The following is a 15,420-nucleotide window of genomic DNA, read 5'->3' on the forward strand; positions in this document are numbered from 1 at the left end:
TTGATATGGTTCAGATAACACTTAATGCCCTGGCGCATACATACGACAAAAAGAAAGGTCCCGATTCCACCTACGCCATCCAGGAAATGACGCACACCTGGCACCAAGGGGGCGCTTTTGCACTGCTTGGTCCTTCTGGGTGTGGGAAATCCACCCTGCTTAACATTATCTCCGGGCTGATGAGCCCATCGGATGGCGAAGTGCTGTTTGACGGGGTGAAGGTGAATGACATTCCTCCACAAGACCGAAATATCGCGCAGGTTTTCCAGTTTCCGGTGATCTACGACACCATGTCGGTGTACGACAATCTGGCATTCCCACTGCGCAATATGAAGGTGAACAGCGCCAAAATTCACTCAAAAGTGACCGAAATTGCCGAAATCTTAGAACTCACGCCCGTTTTAAAGAAACGCGCCGAGCACCTGACGGCAGATGAGAAGCAAAAAGTATCCATGGGACGCGGACTGGTTCGTGATGATGTTTCCGCGATTCTGTTCGACGAACCACTCACGGTGATTGACCCACAGCTGAAATGGAAACTTAGACGTAAGCTCAAGCAGATCCACCAGCAATTCAACATCACCATGGTGTACGTCACCCATGATCAACTCGAAGCCTCTACCTTTGCCGACAAGATTGCGGTGATGTACGACGGTCAAATTGTGCAATTTGGTACGCCACGTGAGTTATTCGAAAAACCGAACCATACCTTTGTAGGGTATTTCATCGGCAGTCCGGGAATGAATCTGATTGAGGTGATTCCTACCGACAATGGCGTGCGTTTCGACGACGTTGACTTGCCACTTTCCAACGCTTTGAAAGAGAAAATTCTGGGTGCCAACACCCACAACATCAAAATTGGCATTCGCCCCGAGTTTGTTCATGTATGGGAGAAAGAAAACGACAGCGCAATCCGCTGCGACGTGTCCCATGTAGAAGACCTCGGCACCTATAAGATTCTGACGCTTAAAGTGGGCAAACAGGAAATCAAAGCCCGCTTGCAAGAAGATCAGCCTGTGCCAGCCAAGGTGGCTTACATCAGCTTCCCAGAGCAATGGACCATGGTGTATCTGGATGAATTTTTGATTGGGGAGAGGGAAGACTAATGGACAAGGTCACCAATAACAAAGCTTGGTTTTTAGTGCTGCCCGTATTTCTTCTGGTGGCATTCAGTGCGGTCGTCCCATTGATGACGGTCGTCAACTACTCATTGCAAGACATCTTCGACGCCAACACCGCCTACTTTGTGGGAACGGAATGGTACAAAGAAATGCTCAACGACGAACGTTTACAAGGGGCGTTATTTCGCCAGTTTGGTTTTTCGTTTGCCATTCTTTTGATCGAAGTGCCTTTAGGCATTCTGGTGGCGCTGGCGATGCCAGCTAAAGGCAAAGGCTCAGTCTTTTGCTTGATCGTTCTGGCGCTGCCACTACTTATTCCACTCAATGTGGTCGGCACCATCTGGCAAATCTTTGGTCGTGCCGACATCGGTCTGTTCGGCTGGGCATTGAACAGCATTGGCATCAACTACAACTACGCAGGCAACCCTGTTGACGCATGGTTCACCGTGTTGCTGATGGACGTTTGGCACTGGACATCATTGATCGCGCTTCTGTGCTACTCCGGTCTGCGTGCGATTCCAGATGCTTACTACCAAGCAGCTCGAATCGACCGTGCTTCAAACTGGGCCATCTTCCGCTTCATCCAGCTTCCGAAACTGAAAAGCGTGTTGCTGATTGGTGTGCTGATCCGCTTTATGGACAGCTTCATGATTTACACCGAACCCTTCGTGTTGACGGGTGGCGGTCCGGGTAACTCGACCACCTTCCTCAGCCAGGCGTTGACCAAAATGGCGATCGGTCAGTTCGATATTGGTCCGGCGGCGGCGTTCTCCATCATCTATTTCCTAATCATCTTGCTGGTTTGTTGGGTGTTCTACACCGCAATGACGCACACAGAGAACAAGTAGAGGATTGAATCATGACTAAATCAAAACTATTCGGCCTCATTGCTTACGTGGTGTTTTTGCTGTTGCCGATTTACTGGCTACTCAACATGTCGTTCAAAGAGAATCAGGAGATCCTGAGCGGTTTAAGCTTCTTCCCAGAGAACTGGACGTTCCGCAACTATCAGGTGATTTTTGAAGATCCCAGCTGGTACATGGGCTATGTGAATTCCATCATCTACGTGGTGATGAACATGATCATCACCCTGATTGTGGCTTTACCCGCAGCATACGCTTTCTCGCGTTATCGTTTTGTCGGCGACAAACATTTGTTCTTCTGGCTGTTGACCAACCGAATGGCACCACCAGCGGTATTCCTGTTGCCATTCTTCCAACTTTATTCATCGATTGGGCTGTTCGATACGCACATTGCGGTCGCCCTAGCCCACTGCTTGTTTAACGTGCCGCTGGCAGTTTGGATTCTGGAAGGCTTTATGTCGGGTGTTCCACGCGAAATTGATGAAACCGCGTACATCGACGGCTACACCTTTCCGAAATTCTTTATGAAGATTTTCCTACCGATGATCCGCTCTGGCATCGGGGTAACGGCCTTTTTCTGCTTCATGTTCAGTTGGGTTGAACTGCTGCTGGCAAGAACCCTGACTTCAGTGGATGCCAAGCCCATATCAGCGGTGATGACCCGAACGGTCAGCGCCTCAGGGATTGACTGGGGCGTGCTGGCCGCGGCAGGGGTACTGACGATTCTGCCCGGTATTTTGGTTATCTGGTTTGTGCGCAATCACGTGGCGAAAGGCTTCGCCCTCGGACGAGTTTAAGGAGAAACAACATGAACTGGATGGCTTGGACAACTCCATCAGCACTCTTTTTCACGGGGATCGCCCTGATCCTCGTCACCATGACGATTTTGGAAATCAAATACCCCTGTGTGGAACGCAAAGGTTTTTTGCCAATTTCCACCACCCGTGGGGATCGTCTGTTCATTGGTTTACTCAGCGGAGCCTTCATTCATTTGGGCTTCGTAGGGCTGAGTGAAATCAGTATTTGGGTGCCATTTGCAGTTTCTGTAGTTTGGCTATGTACCGTAATGAAATGGGGATAATGACGCTAAAAGCTACACATAAACATAACGTGAAATATATGAATAACAGGAGTTATTAGTAATGCAAAAGGATATGAAAAAAACATACTTAGGACGTTGTATGTCGCTGGCCATTTTGATGGCAGCGGTGTCACCTTATGCGAGTGCCGATATGGCTGCAGCCAACAAATGGCTGGAGTCTGAGTTTACGCCATCTACACTTTCTGTGAAAAAACAGCAGGAAGAGATGCAATGGTTCATCGATGCTGCAAAACCATTCAAAGGAATGGAAATCAATGTCGCATCAGAAACCATCACAACTCACGAGTACGAAGCGAAAGTATTGGCGAAGGCTTTCTATGAAATCACGGGTATCAAGGTTAACCATGACCTGATTCAGGAAGGTGATGTGGTAGAGAAGCTGCAAACCCAAATGCAGACGGGTCGTAATATTTACGATGCTTACGTCAATGACTCCGACTTGATTGGTACGCACTTCCGCTACGGTAAAGTGGTTCCTATCAGTGACTTCATTGCCGGTGAAGGTGCAGTGGTCACCAACCCAATGCTGGATCTGAAAGACTTTATTGGTTTGAGCTTTACAACAGGACCAGACGGTAAAATCTACCAGCTCCCAGACCAACAGTTTGCCAACCTTTACTGGTTCCGTGCCGACTGGTTCGAGCGCGCCGATTTGAAAGCCAAGTTTAAAGACGCTTACGGTTACGAGTTGGGCGTACCACTTAACTGGTCTGCGTATGAAGACATCGCTGAGTTCTTTACCGACAAAGTGAAAACCATTGATGGCGAGCCTGTATACGGTCACATGGATTACGGTAAGAAAGATCCTTCCTTAGGCTGGCGTTTCACCGATTCATGGTTCTCCATGGCCGGTGCTGGTGACAAAGGGATTCCAAACGGTCTGCCTGTCGATGAATGGGGTATTCGTATCGAAGGTTGTCAGCCAGTGGGATCGGATGTCTCTCGTGGCGGTGCCACCAACGGTCCAGCAGCCGTTTATGCAACCACAAAATACGTAGACTGGCTGAAGAAGTACGCGCCACCAGAAGCACAAGGCATGACCTTTGGTGAAGCAGGTCCTGTTCCAGCACAGGGTTCTATCGCGCAACAAATCTTCTGGTACACCGCCTTTACTGCGGATATGACCAAACCGGGCTTGCCAGTGGTGAACGAAGACGGCACACCAAAATGGCGCATGGCGCCTTCGCCACGCGGTCCATACTGGGAAGACGGCATGAAATTGGGCTACCAGGATGCCGGTTCCTGGACCTTCTTGAACAGTACACCGCTTGATCGCCGCAAAGCCGCTTGGTTATACGCGCAGTTCGTGGTGTCTAAATCTGTGAGCTTGAAGAAAACGCTGGTGGGTCTGACGCCGATTCGTGAATCGGACATCAATTCGCAAGCGATGACTGATGCCGCTCCAAAACTGGGTGGTCTGGTAGAGTTCTACCGCAGTGATGCGCGTAAACAGTGGACACCAACCGGGACCAACGTGCCAGACTATCCAAAACTGGCGCAGCTGTGGTGGCAATACGTGTCTGAAGCAGCCAGTGGCGAGAAGACCCCACAAGAAGCACTGGACGGCTTGGCGAAAGCACAAGACAAAGTACTTCGTCGTTTAGAGCGCAGTAAAGCACAAGGCGAATGTGGTCCTAAGCTGAACCCAGAAAAAGGCGCAGAATACTGGTTAGCTCAACCGGGCTCTCCGAAAGCCAAACTGGCGAACGAGAAACCACAAGGCAAAACCATCGCCTATAAAGATCTGATCGCTTCCAAGTAATCGAGACAGATCGACCTATTTGCTTCTGGCTTAGGGAATCTGGAAGCAAACCAGCCAGCAATGTGTAGGGCATTGCTGGCTTTTTTGGTTCGAATGAATACGCACGCTTCAACAAAAGCAGCAAAATAGAATGTATAAAACCCGCTTCTCTTTATTTAACTGAGAGTTAGGTTGTAAATGTATGGAAATAAAGTAAAAAAAAGCCTTATCAATGGCATACTTCCGATCGATTTTTCAGGGAAATGAATTCGCCTTAGAATTTCAAAATTGACAAATAAATCAAATAACAACTTCAGGTATAAAATGAAAAGGCTTATTCAACTCACAATGATTTCTTCTATGTTACTGACTTCCAATGTAGCTCTTGCAAAGGGGTCTGGCTGGAGAGACATCAAACAAATCGGTTGCCATTTGAATGATGGAACATGCTACGCAACTCTAGACACCACTGTGGGTCCCACACAATGCCGTTCCAGTTCCATCCGCTGGAACAAAGACAATGCTGTATCAGGGAAAGAAACCTTGAGTTTGTTAATGACCGCTTCTACGGCTGGAAAAAAGGTCAGCTTCAATGTGGTGGATACGTGTTACGGCAATTATCCAACATTCAATTACATTGTGGTCCAAATGTAATAATGGCGGTTTCCAGGAATAAGATTCTTGAATCCAATAAATATTCAACAAGCTAAGTTAGCTCTTGTTTCGATACATTGTTAAAAGCGTTAGTTAATTAGACACATAAAGTTACTATGATTAGAAATATTCTTCTTTTATCTGCATCTCTATCATTTCTTGGTAGTGCATCCGCAGCTTCCTACTCTCAAGACACAAATACAGTAAAGAAAGTGTTCGCGAATCCGAATGGGGCAATTGCACTACAACTTGATGGTGGGTTCCCTAATGCCATCAGAGCAAATCAGTGCAGTAGAAATAACGGTTGGGCAGGGTTATCCAAGTCGGACGATGTTATTAAGTCAACCATTCTTACTGCAAAAGCATCAGGTATGAAACTTACGGTCACTATTGAGGGCTGTGAAGGGTCCTGGTTTAAAATCAAAGATTTGTACCTTCAATAAAAACGTTATTTGGAAAAGGATTATCAATAAGAACTTCTGTCGCTCTGGCAATGTTCACGCAAGGGAAAAGAAATGCGACCGTTTATACAAATGGTACGGTTGGATCATTCTGCCGTGTGATTCAATATGACCCGCATTAATTAGAGATTCAAAAGCGAGAGCCTGGCAGGGAAACTGCTAGGCTCTCTTTGTTAGCGCGCTACCACAACTCTCTAGCGGTCTGTTTTATGGATCCGCCCCTGATATCTTGCTGGGTTAATCAATTCATCTATAGGAAGGACCGCAGCACCTAGTTGAGGTTTTATATCAGTCGTCGCTCTTACTATTTTCGGCGGCTGAATGGCAAAGTCTTCACCTAATTCAGTTTCTTCACTAATGGACGCCTGGATCTGATTGATCAGGCTGGAATGTAAGGTTCCACCAATCACAATCGCATCCGGGGCGAACGTTCGGGCTATCACCAAACAAAGCCACTTTATCTGCTCCGTAGAACGGGCAACCCACTTTTTAACGCAAGGTGTGTTCAGGTGTTCATCCGTCAGTTGATCCAGTCGCTCTAGTTCGATTCCTTCTTTGACTAAAGTATCCAGTAAATCCTGACCTGATGGTCTTTCCTTAGATTTCGGAAACAGCCCTGAGAATTCAGCGGCAACCTGACTGTGACCTAAATAAAGGCTTTGATCGATAATAGCCGCACCACCGATACCATAAGATAACCAGATATAGCAGTAGTGCTGGTGCGATTTGCAGGCACCATAGTAAAGCTCGGCAAGACAGGCGGCTTTCGCGTCATTGATATGATAGACGGGAAATTCAAAATACTGGGCGAGATCGTTTCTAAAATCTATCGACGGCCAGTCGGCAAACTGCTGAGTTTTTAATGTGCGCCCCGGCGTATCGGTATGTTGCCCGGGATAGCTGACGCCGCACCCCACCACTCGGGAAATATCACTGCCAGACTGCTCCAGTTGTTGATGAATGCTCTGACTGGCCTTAGTCAAAATGGTATGAAAATCCCTGTTATCAATGGAAAACTGCTCTTCCGTGATGATATTTCCTTCTAGATCTGCCACGCAGGTATACAAGGTATCCGGGTCAAAATACACGCCCGTCGTGAGCAGACTCTCTGATTTGAGCTTTAGTAATTTAGAGGGGAATCCTTTTTGACCCTTTTTAGTCGGATCCGGTATTTCCTCCATCACACCATGCTCAAGCAATTCACTGGTTAATCGGGTAATTGTTGCTGGCGTCACGCCCAGCTCTTTGGTCAGAGTAGCTCGCGTCTGAGGACCATATCGTCGGATGTGTGCCACAATCCGTCGAATATTCAACTTTGCAAAAATGTTTACAACCACTCTTTGTTCCATTCACTTCATTTTATTGGTTTTTTAGATCATCACACTGATCCCCCCATGCGAAAACAAAATTCAGAAAATTTGATCAACTTCAAAACAAATTAAGCTGTTCATTTTTTATCCTCTGGATTAATTTACATTGTGTAAAATAATCACTAATATCAATTCTAACAATAAGGAAATCGACGCAGAGAGGGAGAAACAATATGCGTTTAAGTAAAAAAATAACATCCAGAATACTGGCTGCAGCAATTGTGGGAATTGCTTCATTTAGCTCATATGCTGCTGATGTAATTACGGTTTACACCGCTGCACCTCAGAAGTTTGTTGACGCTTTGGTGCCAAAATTTGAGAAACAGACAGGCATTGAAGTGCAGGTCATCAAAGCTGGCTCAGGTGAACTGCTGAATCGTCTGACCGCGGAAAGTGACAAGCCCGTCGCCGATGTTTTGTGGAGTGTTGACGGCACGGTCATCGACTTTAACCCAACCCTATTTAGCCCGTACAAATCGGTGCATGCTGAAAGCCTCATTCCGGGTTTGGTTAAAAGTGATATGTGGTCGCCTTTCACTGCCGTTGTCATGGTGTTCATTGTCAACGAAGCAAAGCTGAAAGGTCTGCCTGTACCGGCAAGTTGGGAGGATCTATCTAAACCCATCTATAAAAGCTTAATTTCATCAGCAAGAGCCGATCGCTCTGGCTCCGCATTTATCCAGTATGCGACGGTTATGCAGATCTATTCTGTGGAAGAACAAGCTGCTCTTATCTACAAAGGTGCACTGAAAAATTTCGTCCTCTCCAACAGCTCTGGTGCGGTTCCTCGATTTGTTAATGATGGCGAGTCCCCTATCGGCATCACGCTAGAAGATGCCGCATTGCAATACAAAGAAGGGGGCGGTCCGGTAGAAATCGTTTACCCATCTGAAGGCACTGCACTGGCACCCGATGCCATTGCGAAAGTTGCAGGCAGCCCAAATGGTGCAGGTGCTGAAAAATTCATCGACTTTATTCTTTCAGAAGAAGGTCAGAAAGTCGTTGCTTCTCTTGGTCGCCGACCTGTGCGTACCGATGTGGAATCCAACCCACTTCTTATTCCGTTAGAAAGAGTTCCTGTCATGGATTACGACTTTAAGTGGGCAGCGGATAACCGCTCACGCCTTGTCGAAAACTGGGCAGATTGGGTCTTAGACGTTCAGTAAAGAATCCAGATTAACCTTTTAGAAAACGACTTATTAAGCAGTGGCTTGAAGCAGAGCCACTGTATTTTTTAGCCAGATTACAGAGGTGATGAAATGGCAGCCGTACAAATTAACGGAATAAGAAAGCAGTATGGTGACGTTGTCGCATTGTCAAACATTAATATTTCGATTGAATCGGGTTCCTTTTACACGCTACTAGGACCAAGTGGGTGTGGAAAAACTACCCTGCTCCGCACCATTGCAGGATTTCACCGCCAGAATTCAGGGACAATCGTTGTCGACTCGCACTCAATCGAGAACGAACCAGCGCACCAACGCGATGTTGGTATGGTATTTCAGGATTACGCCGTCTTCCCTCATTTAAGCGTTGAAGACAACGTCGCGTTTGGTTTGAAGCAGCGCAAAGTTGCAAAAAACGAAATGAAAAAGCGCGTAGAAGACGCATTGAAAATGGTTCAGCTCTCTGAGTTTGCCAAACGCATGCCACACGAACTCAGCGGAGGACAACAGCAACGTGTAGGGCTTGCCAGAGCAATCGTCATCAACCCAACGGTTTTGCTTATGGATGAACCGCTTTCTAATCTGGACGCAAAACTCAGGGTAGATCTGCGTGCCGAGCTCAGAAAAATTCAGCAAAAAATGGGAATGACCACGGTATATGTTACACACGATCAGGAAGAGGCACTGGCCATGTCCGATACGGTTTGTGTGATGTACAAAGGGATCATTCAACAGGCAGCGCCACCGTTCGAAGTTTATAACCGTCCGGCGAATCGCTTTGTTGCCAACTTTGTTGGTGGAAACAACTTTCTTAGAACCTCCAATCAAGGTGGTCTCATCTCATTGACCAGCGCAGATAAAGTGATAGGTGACTATCCTGCTGATGCTGATAAATCGATGGAAATCGTCGCCGCTGTTCGTCCCGAAGCGATCTCTTTACATGCAACCTCCCCTTCTGAACACACTTTTGATGTAAAGGTCACGGTCGAACAAATCAGTTTCATTGGTAGAGAAATGGAAGTGCATGGCAAAACGGCTGACGGAGAAATACTAAAAGCGGTTACCCGCCCAGACGAAACCATTATGAACATCAAAGAGGGAGACCAAGCCTTCATGTCTTTTGACCAAGAAGACATCTCTTTGTTTGAAGATTCAGAAACTGGGAGAAGATTGCAATGAATACTCCTCGCATTGCGGCGCCACAGGGAATAACCAGCCTGTTTCCTAAATTCCGTCAACTGGATTTCTGGTCGTTTGTTTCCATCGTCACCGTCGCCATCTTATTCATCCTATTGATACTACCCATCTTTAGCGTGTTTGTGGTGAGCTTCTTCGATGCCAATACAGGGGCATTTACACTCGATAATTACATCAAGGTTTTCACTAAAAATTATTACCTGACTGGGTTAAAAAATTCACTTTACGTAGGCTTTATGGGGACTCTGGGTGCGTGTTTACTGGGTGTACCTTTAGCTTTCTTCACCGCTCGTTTCCACATTTGGGGAAAACAGTTCATCTCAACATTAGCCATTCTGGTACTGGTAGCACCACCGTTTATCGGTGCTTATGCGTGGATTATGATGTTTGGATCAAACGGTTTTGTGACTAACTTCTTCGCCCAGTTTGGCATAGAAACACCTACCATTTACGGAGCGGGTGGGGTTATTCTGGTATTCACACTCAAGTTCTTTCCTTTTGTGTACCTGATGACACAAACGGCACTTAAATCGGTCAATAAGTCTTTCGAAGACGCGGCTGAAAACCTCGGCTGCAATGCGCTTGAACGCTTCTTCAAAGTCACTTTGCCATTGGTTTTCCCGGCGGTAAGTACGGGAGCCATCATCTGCTTTGTTCTTTCTATTGCCGACTTTGGTACACCTGCGATCTTAGGGCGTGGATTCAGAACACTTTCAACCATTGCGTATTCGGCTTATACCTCTGAGCTAGGCGGAAAACCGACCATGGCTGTGACCATTTCTTTGGTCATGATGGCTATTTCTATGCTGGCTCTTTTGGTACAGCGCAAGATTCTGGCAAAACGCAGATACGCCAGTGCTCTTACCAACAGACCCGTCGTCAGCAAGCTAACAGGCATACAAAACGTATTAGCACACGTGTTCTGTTACGCCGTCGTACTGGTCGCTATGCTGCCTACCATGGTGGTGGTTTATACCTCGTTCCTGCAAACCAATGGACCCGTCTTTACCGGAGGGTTTGGTTTACAGAGCTATGCTCGGGTTATCAGCGATGCGCCGGAAGCGATAGTGAACAGCTTCTCTTTTGCGCTGGTTGCCGTTGCACTTATCGCGATTTTCTCGGGGCTGATTTCTTACCTGATTGTACGCCGGGACACCAAAACATCCGGCATGATCGACTTACTGATGATGGTGCCATATCTGGTTCCCGGGGTAGTGATCGCCATAGGTTTTGTTACTACGTTCAGAACCGGAATGTTTGACCTGACCGGAACTGCCGCGATCATCATTATGATCTACTTTATCAGGCGACTTCCCTATGGCGTTCGTTCCACGACAACCAATCTAAGACAGATTAAGCCTTCTCTGGAAGAAGCAGCCATTAACTTAGGCGCAAACCCGTTAAAGGCATTTGTGACTGTCACTGTTCCTCTCATCCTGCCCGGGCTAATTGTCGGGTCACTGATGAGTTTTATCACCGCAATTAATGAGCTGTCATCGACATTGATTCTCTATAACTCAGGAACGGTAACCATGCCGATCAAAATCTACATATCGGTATTAGACGGGGAATTTGGTATTGCAGCAGCACTCTCGACCATTCTACTGGTGAGCACTGGGCTCTGTGTTTACACGGTTTTCCGTTTCTCAGATGACAGCGAATCATCGTTTGTTTAAGTATTTCACCAACAGAGTTTAACTATGAACATAAATGCCTTTTCACGTTCGAAAAGTCGGAGTAATAAAAAACCGGGGGATGACGCTATGCTCATCGTTCCGGGAAACATCATCGCGCTGTTAGACGGTGCAACCGACCCCTTTGCCAGTTTTAAAGAAGGCGGAGAAAGTTCTGGAAGATACGCGTCCAACACGGTTGCGGCGATTTGCGCAGAACTTTTCAGTGACAAGGCATTTAGGGAATCATCCGCTGAGTTTATTCTGCGGAGCATTTCCGAAAGATTCGCGGAGTGTATGTCCAACCACAAATTTGTGCATTCCCCATCAACGACCCTATCAATGGTGATTTTTCTGGAAGACGCTCTGCGCATTCTTAATGTTGGAGATTCTGGGATCCGGGTAAATGGCACTGATGTTTATTGCCACCACAAGCCTATTGATTCCGTTGCAACCACCACAAGAATTGCCATTCATCACAGGCTTAAGGACGTATTTCCAGACCCGGATTCCTTAGAAAAAGTCACACGCAGACTCTCTTTTCACGGTATCGAATGCGGGGTAAGCGACCAGATCATCGACAAAAAGGATGTCGATAGCATACTGGCAAGAGTACTTGAGCAACACAGTAAAATTGCTTCATATGAGGATCTCGAACGATTTGTTCTTAAAGGTATTGTCAGCCAGAAAGTGTATGCCAATAACGGCGAGCATCCTTTAGGGTTCAGCACACTGGATGGCAACTTGCCTTTAATGAACGATGTCATTGATACCACCCTGAGTATAGAAAGCGTGCGGACACTGGAGCTCTTCAGCGATGGGTATCTGACCATGCCAGAGGGAACGAAAGTGTCAGATTGGGAAGAAGAGTATGCACGGGTAGAACAGCTCGATTTCACCAAAGTTTCTGACTTTGAAAATATTAAAGGGTCAACTTCCGAAGAATTTTTTGATGACCGCTCGATTATCTCTCTGGAAATGACCACACCTTAAACCTCTATTCCCTTGTTTGAGGATTAGGTCGCTGCGTCCCCCTCTTTTTGCAGCGACCCTTTTTCATTTGCCACAAACAAAAAAGCCAGCCTTTAAAACAAAGACTGACTTTTTATCGTACCGAAGGTTTTGGCATTACCTAGTGATTAAAACAATGAAATTTAATCGTCAGTGTTTCCCACAGTAGCTTTTGTGACACTGCGAACAAGTAGCCTGAACCACTTTACTCACTGCACCACCAGAAACCATACCAACAATTGTTCCCATTCCGCCAGGAATAGCTATTAATGCTCCTAAAACTGAAGATACTCCTCCTTCAAAAGCTCCTCTGAGGATATCTCCAAAACAAGCATTATCAGGGTCCCAAGCATCAAGTGCGCCCGCCCCAGCACCACCAATACCAACAGCGACAACTACTGGAAGGGCGCTCCTTTGGACCTTCTCAAATCCGGGGATTGGACTATCGAAAAAAACTTTACTATCGTAGCTCATTTCACGAACTCTAAACTTACTCACATATTTAATCCTCGATCCTCGAAGAGAGTTTATAACACTACGGTAATAACCTTTGGTTTCATTGGCTGTATCATAAGTGGAGACAACCAACTTATCACCTACCAAGTATACGCGACCATTTAATCTAGTCAGTAGGTTTAGAGATGGAATAGCACGTGGTTCCAAGCGAAGTCTACTGCTTGCATCCACTTCATAAATTTTACTAGGATCCCTTGGGTTATGAATATATAAAGGGCTTGATGTCAGATTAACAATGTGGCCGTAGCTTCCACGAAGACAATATTCATAACCCGCTACGATCATGTTGTTGCTATCATACCAATTTCGTTTAAGTTTATTACAGAGCTTTTCAGTCACCAATCCACTTGAAGCCAATGATGGTGCAGATACAGCGGCTGATAAAAAAACAAACAGAAACTTAGCAAAGCGCAACATTAAGGTTGATTGCTTCATTGATCTGTAACCAGCAATGCACCGTAGTTACCACCCGTTTTATTAGGTAACTGGGTTAAAACATCTCCAAACCTCGCATCCATCACTAGCGCAGCATCACCGGAACCTACCGCTGTTGAACTCCATAAAGATGAAGTAGTCGAGAAACTATCTGTAGGCATGAAGTTTGGGAAAGCCTTTGTATTCAAAGCAGGTTTAATGCAACTTTTTTCAATTAGGGAAAATAGCTCTTTGGCGTTTGGTAATCTCCAGTCTTCGTAACCAGCAAACTTATGCAACTTGTGAAGTGGTTTTGAGTTAATGTCAGCAACTTCATTCAAAATTGTTTGCCATTGAGTTCCAAGGTTTTCTCCTGAACATGAACCACTTGCATTATTCCATGTTTTACCAAGTGGACAACGCATCCATACCAGTCCTGTTTTCAGATCTTTCACCGTGCCATTGTCTTCAGCGACAAAACGAGAATTTGGTGCTGATTTAGTAATATCTGCGGCACATATTTGAGCCATCGCTCCAGACGAAGTTAAAGTGAGCAACATGGTTAGCATAAACTTTTTCATTACTTGGTCTCCTTAGTCGCTACTAAACGAGTTGGAAAAGAATAAGACTCAGTTTCCCATTCAAGCTGTGCGTATTCATTGGTCCAGATTTCGTATTGCGCTGATTGACCACGCGTCAATGTAACTGCACCGCTACCTAAATCAGATGGATCTGTTCCATTGAGGTGAACAGCATAAAAATACAGCTTACCTTTGGCCTCAGAGTAAAAGTTTCCATGAAGGAAGTGATCCGTCCAAACAATACCTTTGTTTATGTATGGATAATCATCTTCAGTACCGATCGTTTGGTTTGGGAAATACTCCAGTGAAAGCCCAGCAATTGAACCATTTGGTAGTTTACCTTCTTCACCAAAATCTACGATATCGTAAAGCTCATGACCCGTTGGCAAGCGCCATGTCGATAGTCCACAAATTTTTTGCTTGTTTATCTCATCCACATACTGCTGTGTGGTACAAATACCATCGCCAGAAGCCTGACAATTTACTAAAGACACATCATAAGAATGTGGTTTAAACCTGTCTTTGATTTCCAATGCAAACAAGCGTTCCATATGCTGGATGGAGGAGGGATCGTTAGATTTCACTTCCCAAATCAATCCGGTGCGCTCATCGGATACGCAAGACCATTCAGTGGCATCATCCGCCAGCTCGTTACCCTGAGCATCAAGCTTTTTGAATTTAAAACCGTTGCCAGTATTAGCCTGCTTATCCGTGACATCAAGACCATACATAGCATCCTGACCCGGGTAATCCGATGGGTTTTCGGTCTGGTTTTCAGTGTTTGAAGCATCAGAAAAGAACTTAGTCAGACCCGTATCATTCAATGGCTGTAAAGTGAATTTGGCTTTCGACAGTTCAGTCACTGCTTTAGTGAGATCTTCAGCCGATGCGTTAGCTTCCGTCAACGCTTTGTAGTCTGCTAGCGAAAGCCCAGCGGATGCCAGAACGCTGGAGCGGTTCTTATCACCTGCCGCTTGAGAGAGCTTGACCACATTCGCTTCAAGCACACTTAGTTCGTTGGCATTCAGGTTTTTTAACAAAGAGCCAGACAGAGCGATATTCGCGCGCTTAATTTCCGTTTCTACCTGAGAAACCGCCTGAGTCAGCGTTAAACCGTTATCCATTGCGCCAGAGATCAGTGTCGTGATGCCATTGATAACGTTGTCGCTTTTCATTCGACGATTCGGCGCCGCCAAAACAGTCTGGCTTCCCGCAGAGACAGGGTTAACACTGCTTAATGCAGAAGCTTGCGCCACACCTGTGTCCATCACCGCTAAAATGGGAAAATCATAAATACTCAGGCTGGTACTGGTGATGGTAAAAGCGCCGTTTCGTGCAATTGTGCTCGCCTCAGATACATCGCAACGGTAGTTTTGGTTTGCATCCACGCATACTTTTGCGCTGGCAGGGACATTTGCTGTCGTAATGTTGCCAGACAAATCATAAGTCGGAAGGCTGGTTGAGCTGGCAGAATCGCCGCCCGAACCACCACAACCGGCGAGCAGGAGAGCTGCCGAAAGCAGGGTCAGTTTTGTTTTCATAATGAACTC

The 15,420-nt window shown here is 46.2% G+C and carries 15 protein-coding genes; 11 read left to right on the forward strand and 4 right to left on the reverse strand.

The genetic code is table 11. The features are described 5' to 3' along the window. Window positions 1-5: 5 nt before the first annotated feature. From QMG91_RS26170 to QMG91_RS26200, 7 genes are all read left to right on the forward strand, one after another. Complete coding sequence (locus QMG91_RS26170) at window positions 6-1,106, forward strand: ABC transporter ATP-binding protein (RefSeq protein ID WP_223097968.1); 1,101 nt, start codon at window positions 6-8, stop codon at window positions 1,104-1,106. Beyond that, window positions 1,106-1,969 (forward strand): carbohydrate ABC transporter permease, encoded by an 864-nt coding sequence (locus QMG91_RS26175; protein WP_004408038.1) that lies wholly within the window; start codon window positions 1,106-1,108, stop codon window positions 1,967-1,969. Before QMG91_RS26170 ends, QMG91_RS26175 begins: the two co-directional genes overlap by 1 nt. An 11-nt stretch (window positions 1,970-1,980) precedes the next feature. Beyond that, entirely contained in the window at window positions 1,981-2,781 is an 801-nt protein-coding gene (locus QMG91_RS26180; RefSeq protein WP_281830953.1) for a carbohydrate ABC transporter permease, read from the forward strand. An 11-nt stretch (window positions 2,782-2,792) separates the two neighbouring features. Further along, the gene (locus QMG91_RS26185; RefSeq protein WP_004408040.1) at window positions 2,793-3,065 is read left to right on the forward strand and encodes a DUF2160 domain-containing protein; all 273 of its coding nucleotides are present in this window, start codon (window positions 2,793-2,795) and stop codon (window positions 3,063-3,065) included. A gap of 61 nt (window positions 3,066-3,126) precedes the next feature. Next, window positions 3,127-4,848, forward strand: a complete 1,722-nt coding sequence (locus tag QMG91_RS26190; RefSeq protein WP_281830956.1) for an ABC transporter substrate-binding protein — start codon at window positions 3,127-3,129, stop codon at window positions 4,846-4,848. Between the two features lie 303 nt (window positions 4,849-5,151). Then, window positions 5,152-5,481 carry a hypothetical protein gene (locus QMG91_RS26195; protein ID WP_223097973.1) on the forward strand — a complete coding sequence of 110 codons (330 nt, stop codon included), beginning with the start codon at window positions 5,152-5,154 and terminating at the stop codon, window positions 5,479-5,481. Window positions 5,482-5,597: 116 nt separating this feature from the next. Then, on the forward strand, window positions 5,598-5,924 hold the full coding sequence (locus QMG91_RS26200) for a hypothetical protein (protein ID WP_004408043.1): 327 nt from the start codon (window positions 5,598-5,600) through the stop codon (window positions 5,922-5,924). A gap of 212 nt (window positions 5,925-6,136) precedes the next feature. Here the strand turns inward: QMG91_RS26200 and QMG91_RS26205 are convergent, their stop codons facing one another. After that, window positions 6,137-7,279 (reverse strand): ROK family transcriptional regulator, encoded by a 1,143-nt coding sequence (locus QMG91_RS26205; protein WP_022597977.1) that lies wholly within the window; start codon window positions 7,277-7,279, stop codon window positions 6,137-6,139. A gap of 206 nt (window positions 7,280-7,485) precedes the next feature. Between QMG91_RS26205 and QMG91_RS26210 the strand changes: the two genes are divergently transcribed. From QMG91_RS26210 to QMG91_RS26225, 4 genes are all read left to right on the forward strand, one after another. Further along, window positions 7,486-8,478 carry an extracellular solute-binding protein gene (locus QMG91_RS26210; RefSeq protein ID WP_281830959.1) on the forward strand — a complete coding sequence of 331 codons (993 nt, stop codon included), beginning with the start codon at window positions 7,486-7,488 and terminating at the stop codon, window positions 8,476-8,478. 93 nt (window positions 8,479-8,571) lie between these two features. Beyond that, window positions 8,572-9,657, forward strand: a complete 1,086-nt coding sequence (locus tag QMG91_RS26215; RefSeq protein WP_281830961.1) for an ABC transporter ATP-binding protein — start codon at window positions 8,572-8,574, stop codon at window positions 9,655-9,657. After that, window positions 9,654-11,351 carry an ABC transporter permease gene (locus QMG91_RS26220; RefSeq protein WP_281830962.1) on the forward strand — a complete coding sequence of 566 codons (1,698 nt, stop codon included), beginning with the start codon at window positions 9,654-9,656 and terminating at the stop codon, window positions 11,349-11,351. Before QMG91_RS26215 ends, QMG91_RS26220 begins: the two co-directional genes overlap by 4 nt. Window positions 11,352-11,375: 24 nt before the next feature. After that, window positions 11,376-12,341 (forward strand): protein phosphatase 2C domain-containing protein, encoded by a 966-nt coding sequence (locus tag QMG91_RS26225; protein WP_281830964.1) that lies wholly within the window; start codon window positions 11,376-11,378, stop codon window positions 12,339-12,341. A gap of 168 nt (window positions 12,342-12,509) precedes the next feature. Here QMG91_RS26225 and QMG91_RS26230 read toward each other — a convergent pair whose 3' ends face one another. Genes QMG91_RS26230 through QMG91_RS26240 form a run of 3 tightly spaced genes read right to left on the reverse strand, consistent with a single transcriptional unit; the run spans window position 12,510 to window position 15,411 of the window. After that, window positions 12,510-13,310 (reverse strand): hypothetical protein, encoded by an 801-nt coding sequence (locus QMG91_RS26230; protein ID WP_281830965.1) that lies wholly within the window; start codon window positions 13,308-13,310, stop codon window positions 12,510-12,512. Continuing rightward, window positions 13,307-13,870: an Lcl C-terminal domain-containing protein gene (locus tag QMG91_RS26235; protein WP_281830966.1), complete on the reverse strand. Its 564-nt coding sequence runs from the start codon at window positions 13,868-13,870 to the stop codon at window positions 13,307-13,309. The genes QMG91_RS26230 and QMG91_RS26235 overlap by 4 nt, the downstream gene beginning before the upstream one ends. Further along, on the reverse strand, window positions 13,870-15,411 hold the full coding sequence (locus tag QMG91_RS26240) for an Lcl domain-containing protein (protein ID WP_281830968.1): 1,542 nt from the start codon (window positions 15,409-15,411) through the stop codon (window positions 13,870-13,872). The genes QMG91_RS26235 and QMG91_RS26240 overlap by 1 nt, the downstream gene beginning before the upstream one ends. Window positions 15,412-15,420: the final 9 nt, after the last annotated feature.

The sequence above is a fragment of the Vibrio nigripulchritudo genome (assembly GCF_027924785.1).
Lineage (GTDB): Bacteria > Pseudomonadota > Gammaproteobacteria > Enterobacterales > Vibrionaceae > Vibrio > Vibrio nigripulchritudo.